The organism is Haemophilus sp. THUN1692 (assembly GCF_059704395.1).
On the sequence record NZ_AP046579.1, the window covers coordinates 732502 to 749673 of the forward strand.

18 protein-coding genes are annotated in these 17172 nt (G+C 39.1%); 2 read left to right on the forward strand and 16 right to left on the reverse strand.

The window, feature by feature from the left end; all coding sequences use genetic code 11:
- Window positions 1-19: 19 nt before the first annotated feature.
- The gene (locus tag AC6H0A_RS03495) at window positions 20-298 is read right to left on the reverse strand and encodes a DNA helicase UvrD (RefSeq protein ID WP_497512436.1); all 279 of its coding nucleotides are present in this window, start codon (window positions 296-298) and stop codon (window positions 20-22) included.
- Window positions 299-316: 18 nt separating this feature from the next.
- On the opposite strand from AC6H0A_RS03495, the gene AC6H0A_RS03500 reads away from it, so the two are divergent.
- Entirely contained in the window at window positions 317-538 is a 222-nt protein-coding gene (locus tag AC6H0A_RS03500; RefSeq protein ID WP_005642886.1) for a hypothetical protein, read from the forward strand.
- Window positions 539-1245: 707 nt separating this feature from the next.
- Here the strand turns inward: AC6H0A_RS03500 and AC6H0A_RS03505 are convergent.
- From AC6H0A_RS03505 to AC6H0A_RS03565, 13 genes are all read right to left on the reverse strand, one after another.
- Window positions 1246-4296: a type I restriction endonuclease subunit R gene (locus AC6H0A_RS03505; RefSeq protein WP_497512438.1), complete on the reverse strand. Its 3051-nt coding sequence runs from the start codon at window positions 4294-4296 to the stop codon at window positions 1246-1248.
- Between the two features lie 54 nt (window positions 4297-4350).
- The gene (locus AC6H0A_RS03510) at window positions 4351-5667 is read right to left on the reverse strand and encodes a restriction endonuclease subunit S (protein WP_497512439.1); all 1317 of its coding nucleotides are present in this window, start codon (window positions 5665-5667) and stop codon (window positions 4351-4353) included.
- 91 nt (window positions 5668-5758) lie between these two features.
- A complete protein-coding gene (locus tag AC6H0A_RS03515) occupies window positions 5759-8041 on the reverse strand; it encodes a type I restriction-modification system subunit M (protein ID WP_497512441.1) in 2283 nt (760 codons plus the stop codon).
- A 9-nt stretch (window positions 8042-8050) separates the two neighbouring features.
- Window positions 8051-8635, reverse strand: coding sequence for a restriction endonuclease subunit S (locus AC6H0A_RS03520; RefSeq protein ID WP_005642894.1), 585 nt, complete (start codon window positions 8633-8635; stop codon window positions 8051-8053).
- A 3-nt stretch (window positions 8636-8638) separates the two neighbouring features.
- The gene (locus AC6H0A_RS03525; protein ID WP_044233217.1) at window positions 8639-8920 is read right to left on the reverse strand and encodes a hypothetical protein; all 282 of its coding nucleotides are present in this window, start codon (window positions 8918-8920) and stop codon (window positions 8639-8641) included.
- A 308-nt stretch (window positions 8921-9228) separates the two neighbouring features.
- Window positions 9229-10242 (reverse strand): hydrogenase expression/formation protein HypE, encoded by a 1014-nt coding sequence (gene hypE / locus AC6H0A_RS03530; protein WP_005642896.1) that lies wholly within the window; start codon window positions 10240-10242, stop codon window positions 9229-9231.
- A 1-nt stretch (window position 10243) separates the two neighbouring features.
- On the reverse strand, window positions 10244-11356 hold the full coding sequence (gene hypD / locus AC6H0A_RS03535) for a hydrogenase formation protein HypD (RefSeq protein ID WP_005642899.1): 1113 nt from the start codon (window positions 11354-11356) through the stop codon (window positions 10244-10246).
- A 3-nt stretch (window positions 11357-11359) separates the two neighbouring features.
- Entirely contained in the window at window positions 11360-12169 is an 810-nt protein-coding gene (gene hypB / locus AC6H0A_RS03540) for a hydrogenase nickel incorporation protein HypB (protein ID WP_005642901.1), read from the reverse strand.
- Between the two features lie 147 nt (window positions 12170-12316).
- A complete protein-coding gene (locus AC6H0A_RS03545) occupies window positions 12317-12934 on the reverse strand; it encodes an energy-coupling factor ABC transporter ATP-binding protein (protein WP_005642902.1) in 618 nt (205 codons plus the stop codon).
- A gap of 1 nt (window position 12935) precedes the next feature.
- The gene (locus AC6H0A_RS03550) at window positions 12936-13568 is read right to left on the reverse strand and encodes an energy-coupling factor transporter transmembrane component T family protein (RefSeq protein WP_005642905.1); all 633 of its coding nucleotides are present in this window, start codon (window positions 13566-13568) and stop codon (window positions 12936-12938) included.
- The gene (cbiM, locus tag AC6H0A_RS03555) at window positions 13568-14188 is read right to left on the reverse strand and encodes a cobalt transporter CbiM (protein ID WP_005642907.1); all 621 of its coding nucleotides are present in this window, start codon (window positions 14186-14188) and stop codon (window positions 13568-13570) included. The genes AC6H0A_RS03550 and cbiM overlap by 1 nt, the downstream gene beginning before the upstream one ends.
- Window positions 14188-14673 carry an HI_1622 family ECF transport-associated protein gene (locus tag AC6H0A_RS03560; protein ID WP_005642909.1) on the reverse strand — a complete coding sequence of 162 codons (486 nt, stop codon included), beginning with the start codon at window positions 14671-14673 and terminating at the stop codon, window positions 14188-14190. The genes cbiM and AC6H0A_RS03560 overlap by 1 nt, the downstream gene beginning before the upstream one ends.
- 12 nt (window positions 14674-14685) lie before the next feature.
- Window positions 14686-15369 carry a DUF4198 domain-containing protein gene (locus tag AC6H0A_RS03565; RefSeq protein WP_070047002.1) on the reverse strand — a complete coding sequence of 228 codons (684 nt, stop codon included), beginning with the start codon at window positions 15367-15369 and terminating at the stop codon, window positions 14686-14688.
- Window positions 15370-15463: 94 nt separating this feature from the next.
- On the opposite strand from AC6H0A_RS03565, the gene AC6H0A_RS03570 reads away from it, so the two are divergent.
- Window positions 15464-15871, forward strand: a complete 408-nt coding sequence (locus tag AC6H0A_RS03570) for a Cd(II)/Pb(II)-responsive transcriptional regulator (protein WP_005642913.1) — start codon at window positions 15464-15466, stop codon at window positions 15869-15871.
- A 13-nt stretch (window positions 15872-15884) separates the two neighbouring features.
- On the opposite strand, the gene AC6H0A_RS03575 is transcribed toward AC6H0A_RS03570, so the two are convergent.
- Both AC6H0A_RS03575 and AC6H0A_RS03580 read right to left on the reverse strand, forming a co-directional pair.
- Window positions 15885-16427 (reverse strand): tetratricopeptide repeat protein, encoded by a 543-nt coding sequence (locus tag AC6H0A_RS03575; RefSeq protein WP_005642915.1) that lies wholly within the window; start codon window positions 16425-16427, stop codon window positions 15885-15887.
- On the reverse strand, window positions 16428-17144 hold the full coding sequence (locus tag AC6H0A_RS03580) for a YwiC-like family protein (protein ID WP_005642917.1): 717 nt from the start codon (window positions 17142-17144) through the stop codon (window positions 16428-16430).
- Window positions 17145-17172 lie beyond the last annotated feature (28 nt).

Genomic DNA, 17172 nt, shown 5'->3' on the forward strand with positions numbered 1-17172 from the left:
TCCTAAAGAAAAAGGCTACTTATTCAGCAGCCTTAGTTTGAAAATCATCTGGGTATTGTTTACGCGAAAGCTCGCTTTCATACGCTGTCTTGCAATGATTCTTGTCAAAGAAAATCCCATTAATCACGTAATACAACACGCGCCAGCGTTTTTTCGGCTGCTCGGCTAACATCGCACCGCGATAAGTGCGGCTGGAAAGGGTTTCATCCGCTGCGCCACCTGTGAGGGCGTTAAACAGTTGGTCTGTGGCAATCACAACGTGGTAGCCATATTTTTTTAATTTACTTGGAACTGCCATTGTTCAATCTCCTGTTCAATGCTGATTGGGGCTGACCAATTTTTTAACGCCTTAACCGGCGGTGCTGCCGATGAAACGCTATCATCACGTACTTACCGCCGCGCCTGTTTAAAACCACAACCGAAAAAACGCTGGCGCGTGTTGTATTACGTGATTAATGGGATTTTCTTTGACCGGAATCACTGTAAAACGGCGTATGAGAGCGAGAAGAAGGGCAAGCAGCACGATATGGATTTTTAGGGTTTTCTTGAAATAGCTCAAAGCGCGTTGTAAAATGAAATTCCAATATTGACTATAACCGCATCGAAAGGTGCGGTTTTTATTGTACAAAGAGCCGATTTGACATATACTCAAAACCAAGTAAAACTGACGTGAATATAATTACCTAGATAAAAATTTTAGTAGGAATAGCTGTATGAAAAATGAAACAAGATAAATAATTACTTATTTTATTTCAAATAGTTAAATTAAAAATTCATATTCCCCCAGCCCACCAACAATCAAAATCATACGTCATTATACGACATTACAAAGCCTTGATTTTACTGAAATCAAGGCTTTTTTAACTAGGGCAAATTTGTACTCCCCAAAAAAACACTCAAATAGAGAAAGGCAAGCCCTACAAATATTTTCCAATCCCCGAAATAAGTATAGGCTCATTCCCCGAATGTATATTTTATAATAGGCTCATAATTCGTGAAGAATATCCCGCCCAAAATACTAGTCAAAACTGTGCCGTAAAATATAAATCTAGAAATTTTTATTTTCGACATAGTGATATCTTCCTTACTGTAAATTTTAGGATGATAAAAATAAGAATTTATATGTCACCATATGAGAAACTCAATTTTTCGCATTGCTACAACGCTCTATAATGTTATGAGACTTTAATATTAAAAAGGCCGTCTGAAAATTGAATCTCAGACGGCCTTTTAAGTCTTAACGTTCTACTTCTCTAAATGAACATTCTCATAAATCTGTTTTGCCAAGCGGCGACAGACTTTATGTTTAATTTGAGGGTTATTTAGTACTTTAGCAACACTTTCACCAAACTGTTCGAACAGTCCAACCAGCAAATCATCAATCCTTGTGTTGAAATAATCCATAAATGATGACAAAGGATTGTTGTTGGCGGCATCGACAATATCAGGATTCTCGCGAGCAAATTTTTCGACAGATTCAAAAAATAGCTGATCTGCTAATGTAAACTCAGTTGTAAAGGCTTCGTTCAGTTCTTTGATGAGTTTATCCAATTCTTCAGTAAGGCTCACTTGGCCAGTACCTACATCAGTAGAGCCTTTTTGTGGTTCAGCCTCTCCTTCGTTCAGTTTGATAGAGCCTTCCCCGATTTGTTGCAAGCGGTAGTATTGCAAAATCGCCATTTTGGATAAATCCAATTTTTCGCTTTGCTTGCCTCGTGGAAGTTTCATCATCAAGGCTTTGAGATAGACATAGCGTTTTTCATGTATAGAATCAGCATATGGCAGAATCTGCGAAACAAACAAATAGAGATTCAAATAGCTCTGAAGCTGGCTTTTAAAGAGCTTTTGTTGTTCTTCATTATGCTTAGGGTCGTCTGAAATATGCTTATATTTTTCAATTGCCTTATCAATGACTGCGTTAAGCTTTTTATGGTCACTATTGGTAGGCGTTGTTCGTCCGCTAAACCAAATATTTGCAAACTCATCGATATCACTTTGCGTATAAATTTTCCATTCATCCAACGTGTTGCCTAAACAGGCCAACTTCTCATCACTCGGGATATCGCCTAATGCTGTGCGTTGGTAATAAGGTTTAAAGGCATCATAGATTGCTTCATGATCGTTGACAAAATCCAGTACAAACGTATCTTCTTTGCCTTTTGCCGTACGGTTTAAACGAGAAAGCGTTTGTACCGCCTGTACGCCAGACAACACTTTATCGACAAACATGGTGTGCAATAAGGGCTGGTCAAAGCCTGTTTGATATTTATCGGCAACCAAAAGCACCTGATAATTATCACAGTCAAACTGTTCGGGCAATTCAGTTTCTTTAATACCACCATTCATGCTTGGTTCAGAATATTCTTTTTCGGTTTGTTCCGACAGAATCACTTTGCCGGAGAACGCCACTAGTGATTTAATCCCTTCATAACCTTTTTCAGCAATATACTCATCAAATGCCAATTTATAGCGAACGGCAGCTTCACGCGAACTCGTGACTACCATGGCTTTAGCATAGCCACCAATTTTATGGCGAGTTACAGACTGGAAATGCTCAATAATAATTTCAACCTTCTGACTGATTGCGCTTGTATGCAAATTCACAAAACGCATCAGCTCTTTTTTCGCTTTATGCTTCGGCAACTCAATATCGCTATCAGCAGTCCGCAATAAACGGAAATATTGTTTATAGGTCGCATAATTTGCCAATACGTCCAAAATAAAACCTTCTTCGATCGCCTGTTTCATGCTGTAGCTATGGAATGGGGTTTCACCCTGCTCGTTCGGCTCATCAAACAAAGCCAAAGTTTTCCATTTTGGCGTAGCGGTAAAAGCAAAAAAGCTCAAATTATCTTGGCGGCTGCGTTTGAATTGTTCGCGCAGGATATTTTTTTGCACTTCAATATCGGCTTGTTCATCTTCCTCCAGATCTAAAAACTCAGCGGCAATCGCAGCTTCAATCCCGCTTTTATTCAAGACTTGACGCAATTCGCCGGCGGTTTCACCCGTTTGCGAACTGTGCGCTTCATCCACGATGACCGCAAAGCGTTTGCCCTCGGTATCAAGCGAAATGTGTTCGCCCTGTTTTGCCTTGGTTTGAATGCTGTGCATCACATAAGGGAATTTTTGAATCGTTGTGATGATAATCGGCACATTTGCCGCAAGGGCAGCCGTAAGCTGATGGGTATCCTTATCAATTTTCTGCACCACGCCATCGGTTTGCTCAAATTGTGCGACGGTTTCTTGCAACTGTCTGTCTAATACCACGCGGTCGGTAACGATAATCACCGAATTAAAAATCTTTTCATCATCGGCATTATGCAAAGAAGCCAAATGATGCGCCAGCCATGCAATCGTATTGGATTTGCCGGAGCCTGCCGAATGCTGAATCAGATAGTTTTTCCCTGCACCGTGCGTTTTAGTATGGGCAATCAATTTTCTTACTGCATCAAGCTGATGGAACCGCGGAAAAATCATGCTTTCACTGGTAATATAGCGAAAGCCTGAATCCGTGCGGATTTTTCGTTCTTCACGGCTCAAATGTAAAAAACGTCCAATCAATTCCATTAAACTATCTTTACGCAACACCTCGCGCCACAAATAAGCGGTTCGCACATCGTTTTCAACCGGCGGATTCCCTTTGCCATCGTTAAAACCACGGTTAAACGGCAAAAAGCGTGTATTCTCGCCCTCAAGCTTGGTGGTCATATAAACTTCTTGTGTATCCACCGCAAAATGCACCAACGCGCGTTTTTTAAATTCAAATAACTTGCCTTGAGGATTGCGCTCTTTACGGTATTGATACTTCGCATCTTCCACCGTCCAGCCGGTTGCTGACATCTCGTTTTTCAGCTCAATCGTGCTGACAGGAATACCGTTTACCGAAATCACCATATCAATCCGCTCATTATATTCAGTGATCACTTGGCGGGTAATTTTGACGATATTCGCATCGTATTGCTGTTGTGAGGTTTCATTTAAAGTGGAATTGGGGGCAAAATACGCCATTTTTGCCGTGCGGTTTGCCACTCGGAAACCATTACGCAGCACATTCAGGCTGCCTTTAATGTTTAATTCTTGATTCAGCGCTTTGATAAGCTCATCTTGCGCTTTATCTTTAAACAGCATTTCCAAACGATCCCATAATTTGGGCTGGGTCGTCTGAATAAATGCCACGGCATCAGCTGGGAAAAGTGCGGTCGATTTTTCATAATCTTTTGCCAAGCCTTGTTGATAACCGCCTTCTGTTAACAGGCTATGCTCAATTTCATTTTCAAAGTGTTGTTCGGTGTGCATTCGTTTTCTCCCATTTTATTGATTGTAAGGTGGGCTTGAATCCACCTATGCCCTTTATTCATCGGTGACTTTAATTTTCCCGGTTACCGCCTGGGTAATTAACGCCATGCGGTACTCTTTCAGACAGCCTATGGTTTGATTGACAGTTTCATACAAACGGTCGATTTTGGCGGTTTCTTGGTCAAGGTAGTCAGTAATACTGTTTTGTTCTTGTAAATCTGGAATAGACAACACAACATCATTATATTTTTCTGCACTTACATTCTGTATTGTAGCTTGAATACTTACAGATTTAATCCAACCCCAATAACTGGTTGATTGAAAATAATAATTTACAAAATTGGCATTAAATTTTTTTTGTTCCAGTCTAGCTCGAATTAAATACCCAGCATAACACGCAAAATTTTTGAAATTTTCTTTATAAAGATAACTCTTACCTACTGTTCCACTTCTAGCCAATAAAATATCATTTACATTAAGTAAATAATCTTTAGCTTTCTCAAATTCCAATGATTTAAATGTATCATCTTTTAGATTACCCTGTTCATCAATATCAGTAATTCTTATATATCTTGGTTGTTCAGGGTCATCTGATTCCGCTGATTCATTTGCACCATATTTTAATTTTTCTGAAAGCATGAATTTCAATCGCTTAACACCCCAATGCGCCGGCACATCCTCCAACCATTCCACGCCGCTGTTTTTCATCGGGGCTGCGGGATTTAAGCCTTTGGTTACGGCATGGGTAATCACGGCGGTACGCTGTTCGGCGAGCTTTTCAAGCAGCGTTTGTTGCTTATCAATCAGCGCATCGATTTCACCGAGCTTGGTGTCTAGGTAGTGGGCGATGGCGGTTTGTTCTTTTAGTGGAAGTTTTAAGATTATTAAATTCCTTAAAGTAGTAAGACCAACAAAGTCTTGAACACCACCATTTTTTTCTAATTCAAATTGGATTTTTGATAACTCACTATCTAAAAAGTATTTAAGCCATTTAGCACAAAACTGTCCAGCTTTAAATAAAGCAACATTTTTGATTGTAAATTTCCTATAAGTTTCGACCAATACACTTCCACCTACAGTGCCAATCATGGGCATAAGTAAATCACCAAAATTTACATTTGAACGTTTAGAAATATTTAAATAATCTTCTTCCGAAATAAATTTTGCACTTTCAAAATTAATATTTCCGTTACTTATATCTTTCGACGTAACTAGTGGATATGAATTATCGCTCTCATAGACATATTGTGGAGTGTCATGTGTTCCATCTCTAACATCACAAATATATTTTAACGACATTGTATCCCAATGTTCCGGCACTTCGCCCAACCAAGGAATCCCGCTGTCTTTGTATCTTTCGTATCTGTTCATTTTTATCTCTCGTTATCGATATCATCGCAGGGAGGTTTCCACTGTCCCCACGATGATATTTTGCAAAATCCGGAAAATTTCCGACCGCTTGTTATTGCAAATTGCCCAGCATTTGCATGATTTCTTGTTCCAAAGCGTTGATTTCAGCTTTGATAACGGCTAAATCACGCGGCGGCTGGTATTCATAAAAATGACGGTTAATCGGAATTTCAAAGCCGAGTTTTGTTTTGCTTTCATCCACCCACGCATCCGGCACATGCGGCAAGACTTTGGCTTCCATATACTCTTGCACGGTTGGACGAAGTGCGGTCAATAATTCGTCCAAATTTGTTTCGTTGTCATAGCCCAAACTTAATGGGAATGGCATTTCAGACGGCATCGGTACTAATTCGCTATCGCGCAGTTGTGAATCGGCTTCTTTATTGCCTTTGCTGTCTGTACAGATATCAGCGGTTTGGTCGCGCTCGCTTAAGGCTTCCAAAATCGCTTTTTTCAGCAGTGCGCCAATGGTGAAATCTAAGGCTTTTAAGGCTGGATTTAACACTTTTAAAAATGCCTCACGATTTTTATATAATTCATCGCCCAAGCCATTTAATGCGGCAATAATAGCGTTTTGCTGCGCAGCGCCAATGGCTTCATCAGCTTTAATCTGCGCTTCGTCTTTGAGTTTTTTGCTTTTGGCTAAATTTACAAAGGCGGTTTGTTCCCACAGTTTTTCAATGCGTTCTGCGCTGGCTTGGAAATTGAGGCGCAGCGGACGTTCTACCGTGATTCTCAAATAAGCAAAATCTTGGTTGTTAAAAATCTTGCTGTCTTTGGTTTCGGCAAAATTGGCATACAGTTTGGTAATCTCTGCGATATGCTGTTCTGACAATTCGTTGCGTTTATTGCCGAGCGATTTTTGCATTTTTTGGAAATACTGTGTCGCATTAATCAGCTGCACTTTGCCTTGTCGTTTCGCGCTTTTCTTATTCGATAAAATCCAAATATAAGTATAAATACCAGTGTTGTAGAACATTTGATCCGGTAGCGCGATAACGGCTTCAAGCAGGTCGTTTTCAATTACATAACGGCGAATATTGCTTTCACCGCTTCCGGCATCGCCGGTAAACAACGGCGAGCCGTTAAATACCACGGCAATGCGCGAGCCTTGACCGTCTTTTTCAGGCTGCTTCATTTTTCTCATCATATGTTGCAAAAAGAGGAGCGAACCATCGTTGATACGCGGCAGGCCAGCCCCGAAACGCCCGTTAAAGCCTTTATCGGCGTATTCTTCTTTGACGTAATCTTCTTGGATTTTCCATTCCACACCAAAAGGCGGATTGGCAAACATATAATCAAAGCGTTTGCTTGGGTGTCCATCATGCGGGGTATAACCATTGCCTTTATCTTTGGCATTTTTTACCCCTAAGGTATCGCCGAAAATAATGTTTTCAGCAGGCTCGTCTTTAATCAATAAATCGGCACAACAGATGGCATAAGATTCGTTGTTATACTCCTGCCCGTATAAGCCGAGATTGATATTTTGGTTAAATCCTTTTAGGGCTTTTTCAGATTCGGAAAGCATACCGCCGGTACCGCAGGTCGGGTCGTAGATTTCACGGTATACGCCAGATTTAGACAATTCTTGATGATCTTCTTCAAACGCAATATTAACCATAAGGCGGATGACTTCACGCGGGGTAAAGTGATCCCCTGCCTCTTCATTTGCTTGTTCGTTAAATTTACGAATTAATTCTTCAAACAAATAGCCCATTTGCGAGTTCGAAATGATATCTGGCGACAGTGTTAATCCATGAGATTGTAAATCGCCGATAAAGGTTTGCAGGACTTTATACAGACGATTGGCTTCATCGAGTTTGTCGATTTCTTTTTCAAATTCAAATTTGTCAAAGATATCTTTGGCCTTGTAAGAAAAACCGTTGATGTATTGAATTAAATTAGTGCGGATGTGGTCCGGGTCATCCAATAAACGAGCAAGATTAAAACCGCTGACGTTATACAGCGTTTGATTGCGGTTAGAACCAATAATTGCAGTTAATTCGCGATCAAGTTGGTTATTAAAAATCTGAATCTTGGCTTTTTTCTGATTTTCTAGATTTTCTTTTTTTGCCTCATCAGTTTCTGCATTTATTTTAGCATCAAGAATACTTAACTCATTATTAAATAAAGATTGTTTTGCCTGATACTGTGTTTTCATTGCATCTACATGCTTAAATAAAATAGCATCAAAACGAGCAAGCACAATCAAAGGCAACATCACGCGGCGATATTGCGGCGGACGGTAAGTCCCACGAAGTCCATTAGCAATATTCCAGATAATTGAAACAAGCGTACTATGATGAGGGTGTTGTTGGATATTTTCAGTGTTCATGATGATTCCTTAGTTTTTCATTAAAAGTTGTTCGGCTAAAGCATTGTTGTATTCATGACGAAGTTGAATCAATTGCTCTAAGTATTGTTTTTCTCTCTGTGCGTGTAAGTGGCGTTCAATGATCTCTTTTTGTTGCGCTAGAGTGGGGACAGCAACAGGCAATTCTTTCACTACTCCTACCGTAGTAATTGGTAGTGAACTGCCTCTTGATGCCGAAGAAAAATAATTTTTAGCAGCCATTGCATTATTTAGATACCAAACCATAAATTCCGGTAAAACTGTCCCTTCTATTATATTGATGATAATAAAAGAATTACTCGCTACGACTTTATCTTCAATATCGCCTTTAAACAGGTATGCTGCTAGCTCGCCTCGTGATGTTAATAAAATAGCATTATGCGATAAATATTGTGGTTTTGAATCGTATCGCCATTCAATACCAGTCAAAAGATCAATATCGATTTGGTGGTTTTGCTTTGATAAATCTTTTATCTGCACAGCTTTCACTTCACCATATTCCAGATAATCAATTGATTCTCTAATGGTAAAACCAGAGTTAAGCTGGGCGAGATGTTTAAGTAAAATGGTTTTCATCGTTTAGTTATCCACATCGCAAATATCATTATAATTAAAGGAAATAATACTTCCTGCGTAACGGCTGTAATCATTAAAAGTTTTAATTTTTGATCCTTCTCTTACCTGATTAAATCTGGCTTTACCTGTTTGGTTACCCTTATCCAAACCTATAACTGTTAATTCTGAATGCATAGAAAATTGGTTTTCATCAAAAACTAGCTCTAAAATAATCTCGTCGCCAACTTTTAAACGTTCTAACTTAGATTGAATATTTCTGTGGGATAGGGTTTGTACTTTAATCATAACTACCTCTCTAACTTAAATTAAAAATTTCTTGTGGATTAAACCTGATTAATTATTACAATGTGCAGTAGATAAATAAGTGAGATTTAAAATATGTAGGTATAGTATACCCATCTCGTACCTCTGTCAACTCACTTTTTCTTATACTGTAAGGTTTATAAATTTAGAAAAGATCATTACTATCTTTTCTAAATTATGAAAATAAAAACGATTAGCATATATCAATGGAGACTGCATAATTCAATAGAATACACTCCCCTAATAAAAACTAAAGCCTTGATTATCAAGGCTTTAATTTTATCTAATCATTAACAAATTCTCGGCAGCGGTTCATTTGTTGGTAAATCTAACAATCGACTTTGTCCAAAAATGCCCACTAAACGCACTTTTTTATCGGTTGTTACTTCACCAATTATAGCAGCATTTTCACCTAATGGATGACGACGAAGTGCAGTCAAAATTTCTGGTGTTTTTTCGGCTGAGGCAACAATAACAAGCTTTCCTTCATTAGCGAAGTTTAATGCTTCAAGACCAAGTAATTCACAAATTCCACGCACTTCTTGGCGAATTGGTAAGGCTTGTTCATCAATATTAATACCTAGCTGTTGCGCTTGTGCAAATTCATGCAAAACAGCATTGACCCCCCCACGGGTCGCATCTCGAACCGCTTTTACGCCATCTACTTCACGTAAATTTTCAATTAGTGGATAAAGCACCGCACAATCACTGTGAAGATCCGTTTGGATACCCAGTTTTTCACGTAAATTTAAGATTGTTGCGCCATGATCCCCAATGGTGCCGCTAACAATGATTTTATCGCCTGTTTGAATTTTATGAACGCCCCAATCCAAATTTTGAGGAATAACACCAATTCCACTGGTATTGATAAAAATCTTATCCACTGCGCCTTTTTGTACCACTTTTGTATCACCAGTAACAACCTGAATGCCCGCTGCTTTTGCGGTTTCTGCCATTGATTGAATAACTGCTTTAAGATCCGCAAGTGGCAATCCTTCTTCTAAAATAAAGCCACAGGATAAATATTTTGGTATCGCACCGCACACCGCTACATCATTTGCCGTGCCGCACACCGCTAATTTCCCGATGTTACCACCAGAGAAAAAAATGGGATCAATTACAAAACTATCCGTACTAAATGACAATGTTTCGCCTTGCTTTGCTAATTCGGTTAATGGAATTCTTGCCTGATCTTCCCCTTGCGCCAAAATAGGATTCGCAAAGGCTTCAACAAAATAATCTTGGATCAATTTCTGCATGGCAGCACCGCCATTGCCGTGCGCCATAGTAATAAATTCGCTCATTTTATTCTCTCCGATATTGATAATAGGCTGCACATGCGCCTTCGGAAGAAACCATCAACGCACCATAAGCATTATTAGGATTACAATCTGTGCCAAATAATGGGCAATCAGATGGTTTACAACGCCCAGTCAAGACATCACCACAACGAGAATTAGGATCATCTGCCACCTGTTGTGCTTGGCTTTGGAAATAAATTTCGGCATCAAATTCACGATAAGCATCCGTCAATTCCACGCCAGATTGTTCAATTTCCCCCAAGCCACGCCATTCACTGCTTGCTTTAAGCTGGAATACTTCTTGCATTGAACGTTGGGCTAAAGCATTTCCGTGATCGTCCACAATGCGTTTATATTGATTTTCGATTTCACAACGGCCATCAGCAAATTGCTGCACTAACATCACAATCGCCTGCAAAATATCTAAAGGTTCAAAACCGGTAATCACGAAAGGTTTGTGATATTTATCGACAATCCCTTGATAAGGCGATGAACCAATCACCATACTCACATGCCCTGGCGCAAGAAAACCATCAATTTTGACTTGATCTTGTGCCAGCAAGCTATGTAACGTTGGAATAATGGTGATGTTTTGGCAAACAATCCAGAAATTTTTTGTTCCTAGTTTTTTGGCTTGCTGAAGCGTCACTGCCGTGCTCGGCATCGTCGTTTCAAATCCTAAGGAAAAAAAGACGACTTTTTTATTCGGATTATTTTGTGCAATATTCAATGCATCCAAAGGTGAATACACAATGCGAACATCTGCGCCTTTCGCTTTTGCTTCTAACAGCGAACCTTTGCGACCTTTCACTCGCATTGCATCCCCAAAGGTACAGAAAATAACATCTGGTTTTAGTGCAATTTCAATACAAACATCAATACGTCCCATCGGAAGCACACAAACAGGGCAACCTGGGCCATGAATAAATTCGATACTTTTTGGCAATAGCCGATCCAATCCAAATTTAAAAATCGTATGGGTATGCCCGCCACACACTTCCATTAAATACAATGGATTCTGCGCCGTAAAGTGCGGCATTTTTTCCATCAATTTTTCAAGTTGCGCCACTAAACTACGGGCAAGTTCAGGATCGCGAAATTCATCAACAAATTTCATCGATTATCCTTGTTTACGTTGTTGTTCTAGCCAATTTAACCACTCACTGAGACCTTGTTCAGTGATAGCAGAAAGTTGAATCACTTCAATATTCGGATTCACACGTTTTGCATTGGCAATGCATTGTTCTACATCAAATTTCAAATAAGGTAATAAATCCACTTTATTTAAAATCATCAAACTTGATGCGGCAAACATATGTGGGTATTTAATCGGTTTATCTTCGCCTTCAGTCACCGATAAAATTACTACTTTCGCTTTTTCGCCAAGATCAAATTCAGATGGACAAACGAGATTTCCTACATTTTCGATAAACATAATACTGTCAGCTTGTGGTCTTAATTTCACCATTGCTTCGCTAATCATTTGTGCATCTAAGTGGCAGCCTTTGCCTGTATTTACTTGAATAGCCGGCACGCCAGTAGCGCGAATACGATCTGCATCATTTTCAGTTTGTTGATCACCTTCAATGACATAACAAGTGCAGTCATTCTTGAGGGCATTTAGCGTCGTCGTTAAAAGGGTGGTTTTGCCTGAACCCGGACTCGATACAAGATTTAAAGCTAAAATATGTTGTTTAGCAAAGAATGCTCGGTTGTGATCCGCTAGTTGATTATTTTTTCCGAGAACATCTTGCTCAATTTTTAACAAACGTTTTTGAGTATCGTCTGCATCGACTGGTTTATTGAAATGAAATGTTGAATGTGAAAAGTTTGGCGTACCTGATTGATGACTTCCTTGATCATCATGAGTATGAGGCAATTCGCCAATGCGGACTTGCTCTGGATGTCCGCAGCCACAGGTTGTACACATAAATCCTCCGTTTTAATGTGCTTATTTGGGCTGAGTTTTCAAACTGACTTTCAACAGAAATGATGTTTAAAACCCTCAAACCCCTTAGCTTTGTCAACAAATTTGCAACAAGCATAGCACAATCAAAATTCGGCTTTTTGATGAAGATCATAAACTGATAATTTCTGTGGCTAATTCGTTAATAAATCCATGATGATGGGATGAAATCAAAATGGGTAAGGAAAGTTCACGCAAAAGTACGGTCAATTTTTCAGTATTTTTTCGATCTAATCCATTGGTGGGTTCATCTAATAATAAAATTTTTGGCTGCATCGCTAAAACACCTGCAAGTGCGGTGAAATTTTTCTCACCACCAGATAAGGTATGCACCATACGATCTTTTAAACGTGTGATACCAAGACGTTCTAATTGCTGCTCTGCTATATGATACGCCTGCTCTCTGGACACATTTTGGTTTAATGGTCCAAAGGCAATATCATCCAATACTGTTGGGCCAAAAAGTTGATCATCGGCATTTTGAAAACAAATACCAATCTTGCCGCGAAAGGGAGCAAAATCTTTTTCTTCACGACAAACTTGGCCAAATAGTTTAATTTCCCCTTGGGTTACAGGAACAAATCCCAACAAAGCAAGCAGTAAAGTGGTTTTTCCTGAACCAATTTCCCCTTGTATAAAAAGGCGTTTTTGACCTTCCAAGGTAAAACTCAAATCTTGAATAATCGCTCTACCATTACGTTCTATATAAAGATTATTTACAGCTAACATATTATTTTTCTCTCTTTTTGCCGAACTGAAAACCACGACATTTTAAAGCCATTTGCGCCGTTTCAGCTTTTAGCAGGGCATGAATCAATAATAAAGCGACACTTTGAGCAGTCACATAAAGGGTTCTACGATTAAGCCCAGGACGAAATCCACGAGCGCGCATAGCAATATCCATTTTTTGACGCAATTCGCCAAGCAGTGCAATGTAACGTACGGTCAGCACAAAAAGTTGAATTAATTTTTCTGGAAAAGGCAATTTACCCATGGCTTGAACAAGCACCGCATCATTAATATTCCACAAAAAAAGCCAAAGAGAAATCAACAATAAATGAGTCCTTAAACTCAATTTTTCTGCTAATTCTATCCCTTGGAAATTGAGTTCAATGCCATTTCCGCCAATTTTCCAGCTTAATGTCGCCCACATTAAAGCAATAAAAATGACTAACGCAAACCAACGTTTAAGGTAAGGCAAAAAAGATTTTTGACTGAACTGCAGTGAAATAAAAAAGAGAGAAACTGCAAGCAAATTAAGGGGGATAAGCCAAGTGAGATCACTCAATCCACTAATGATTAGCCCCCAGATAAACAGATAAATCAACCTAAAGTGCGGTTGAAATAAACGGTGAATTTTCATTAAGAAACATTCTCGGTACGATTCATGACTTCAGGATACATTTTACCAAGCAAGGTAATCACCCCTACGCTGATAATACTATCCAAAATAAATACCGGAATATGAGAGACTAGCAAGAGCCAAACAAGATTCAGATAACTTTTTCCACCATCTAACATCAGCACAAAAGAAGCAAGCGCGCCTGCCCCGCCAACGCCAATTACGCCAGATCCAATACCGACTAATAAGCGATCTTTTAATGCCATTTGTGGCTGTAAACGAGAACGGAAAAGATAATGAGCGATCACCGCTGGCGTTGCCATCACGCAGAGGTTGACGCCTAACACTGCAAATCCGCCAAAAGAAAAGAAAATGACTTGCAATAAAAGTGCGATGAGGAATGCAGGAAAAACTGCCCACCCTAGGAATAAACCAGCCATTCCATTTAAAATTAAATGCACACTACCAATTCCTACGGGCACATGAATGGTTCCAGCCACAAAAAATGCAGCAGCAAAAAGTGCGGTGAGCGGTAAAGGTTCCGATTCTAAACGACGTAACCCCACAGCAATGCCCGCAACAGCAAGCACTGCGCCAGCTAATAAAATAGGCGTATGTAACACGCCTTCAGATAAATGCATTAAATACGTCCTTGTTTAATTTTACGCGCATTACGTAAAGCAATAAGTCCAGCAATACCAACGATATAACCGATTCCGCCTAAAATATCATGCAAATAAATTTTATCTTTTAAATGCGCAATATCTTCACGAAGAAGCATTAAATCTGCACCGCTTTGATTTTCGGCAGATGTATGAGCAGCAACTACTGACGCACGGTGTCCTTCATCGCCTTCCACTACAACTTTTAAGGTTGTATGCGGCACATCAGCAATCGAAAGCTTAAATGCGCCTTGGCGGTCTGTTTTTCCAGTTAAAACGGGATCAGCAACACCAGAGCGGAAAACTTCTAAATAAGTTTCAGCCGCTGGGGTCATATCAGAATAATAAGATTTGCCAGAGAGTGTTTGCCCATCATATTGGGCAAACACGTAAAGCGCGTGGGCATAAGCATTCGGGAGATAGCAAGCCGCAAAAAGTGCGGTTAAAAAAACAATTTTCTTCATCCCAAATCCATATTATTGCGCATCAAAAGTTAACATATATTCTACAGAGCGACGATCGTAATCCGCATTATTTGTTACATTTTCCTCAAACTCCGCCCATACTTTATTGAAGCCTTTAGCTGGCGTAAATTGAGCGATACCTTTTTCATTGGTTAAATTGAACGGTGCATCTTCACTTACACCCACTTTAATGCCTTGAACGGGTTTACCGTTGTGTAACACAAGGATAGAAAGTGGTTTGTTCGCTTGTGCTTTTTCTTGAGGAATCAATTCGTAAGCTTGTTGATGAGATTTGAAAGATTCAGCATCCCATTTCAAAATCGCTTTACCAAATTTAACAGGATTGGTACTAAACTCTGCTGTTGGTTCTTCACGTTTTGTTTTTTCAACGTATTTACCGCTTGGTAATTTTGACCATACACCATTATCGAAATGAACGAATACTAAATCTGATTTAGGCATAAGATAGGCTTCGCCATTTCTGAATTGATAGTCAATTGCAGTTAATTTTCCTTGCGCATTTAAGGCTTGGATAGATTTAAGTTTAGATTCTGGATAGGTTTCAGTTTGTTCATGTCCAAATTTCACCACGTATTCACCTTGGGCTGAAGCAGGTTCAAGCCAAACATTGTGAGCGTTAGCAACAGACATACCTAAAAGTGCGGTTAATCCCACTGCGATTTTTTTTAATTCCATTTTGGATGCTCCTTGTTTGTTTTTGTTTAAGAAAATCTGAACGCATGATAAAATATGAAGTAACTTTAGAGTCAAGTCATTTTTAAGGAAATTGATGAAAATTGGAGCACTTGCTAAAGCCTTAGGCTGTACCGTAGAAACCATTCGTTATTATGAACAACAAGGTTTAATCCCGCCCCCAAAACGCACTTCAGGCAATTTTCGGCAATATAATGGAGAACATTTGCAACGTTTATCATTTATTTGTAACTGCCGAAATTTAGATATTTCATTAAGTGAAATAAAAAGCCTACTGAATTTAGAAAATGCCTCAAAACAACAAGCCGAAGAAATAAATCGTGTGTTAGACAAACATATTAAAGAGGTGGCAACAAGGATTCACGAACTCGCCCATTTGCGGATGAAATTAATTGAATTACGTGAAAAAACAGTCTCAAATGATGAAGATCCAATGAAATTGCTATTGCAACATAGTGGCGTGAAATTTGTGCGATTAAAATAACCGCACTTTTAGATTATGGCTGACTAGATAAACGCTGTTTTGCTTCCTTATTGCCTAATTCAGCGGCTTTCTTCAACCATTCCAATGATTTTTCAGGTTGGTTTTGCGAGCGATAAATATTACTTAGCATCATCATTCCATCCGTATCCTTAGCCCGAGCTGTACGTTCAAAAAGCTTAATGGCTTGCTCTGTATTTTGTTTGACGTAATCGCCACGTAGATACATAACGCCAAGGTTATTTAGCCCTTTCACACTGCCCTTCTCTGCTGCTTCGCTAAACCACCAATAAGCCTTTTCGTAGTCTCTCACCGTGCCACGCCCAAGATTATATAACATTCCTAGATTGCTTTGAGCCGTTATATTTCCTTCTAACGCCATCGGATACATGATATCGAAAACAGAGATCCATTGTTGTTTATTGGCAAAGTCTTGTGCCAAATTCATTCTTGCTTGATCATCCATTTTCGAACTCGCTGTAATATCAACGGTTTTCATCGCCCAAATAGGCAAGCTACAAGAAAGTAATACTGTATGAAAAAATAACTTCAGTTTCATTTATAAAGTTGCTATTAAAAGTAAAATAAAAAACACAGCAGTAATGGCAAATTCGGTTAGTCCAACTTGCATAACAGAGAGCTTTTTAGTGGGCAGATAAACCGCTCGCACTAATCCAGGGACAAAAGCTAATGCTAAAATAAATTGTTGCGAAACCACAAAAATCAGCACACATAATAAGTGAAAAATCACTGACGCCCCAAAATAACGTGGATTTTTTCGCTCACGCATCATTGATTTCACATAAAGCGTTGTTCCAATAAAAAATAATGTTGGATAAATCGCCACCCAAAGTATTTTTTCATCAAAAGTACGGTCAGAAAAATAATACGATCCCATTCCAGCTAGAGCAAAAATTAAGATCCCCGCCAAGTCATTCCATAAGTTACGCTCATCTTTTTTCTTAGTGAAATAAATGTTTACCGCAACAAACGGCAGCATAACAAACATAAAATACAGCACTTGCCAATTATAAATTAACGCGGGAATCGCAAAAATAACAGCGGCAGCAAAATAAATCACAGACCATTTTTTGTATAACTCAAGATTTTTACCTTTAAACAAATTCAAAAAAGGATAAGTCATCAAATAAAGCGAAAACCATCCTAATAATAAGAATAAGTGCGCCCATACAGGATTAGCAAGTAACATGCCGTAAATAAAAGGCACCAATGCCATAACAATAGCGCCATGCTGATTAGAGATAAGCAGTTTCATAATGACTAAATAATTGAGAATAATTATC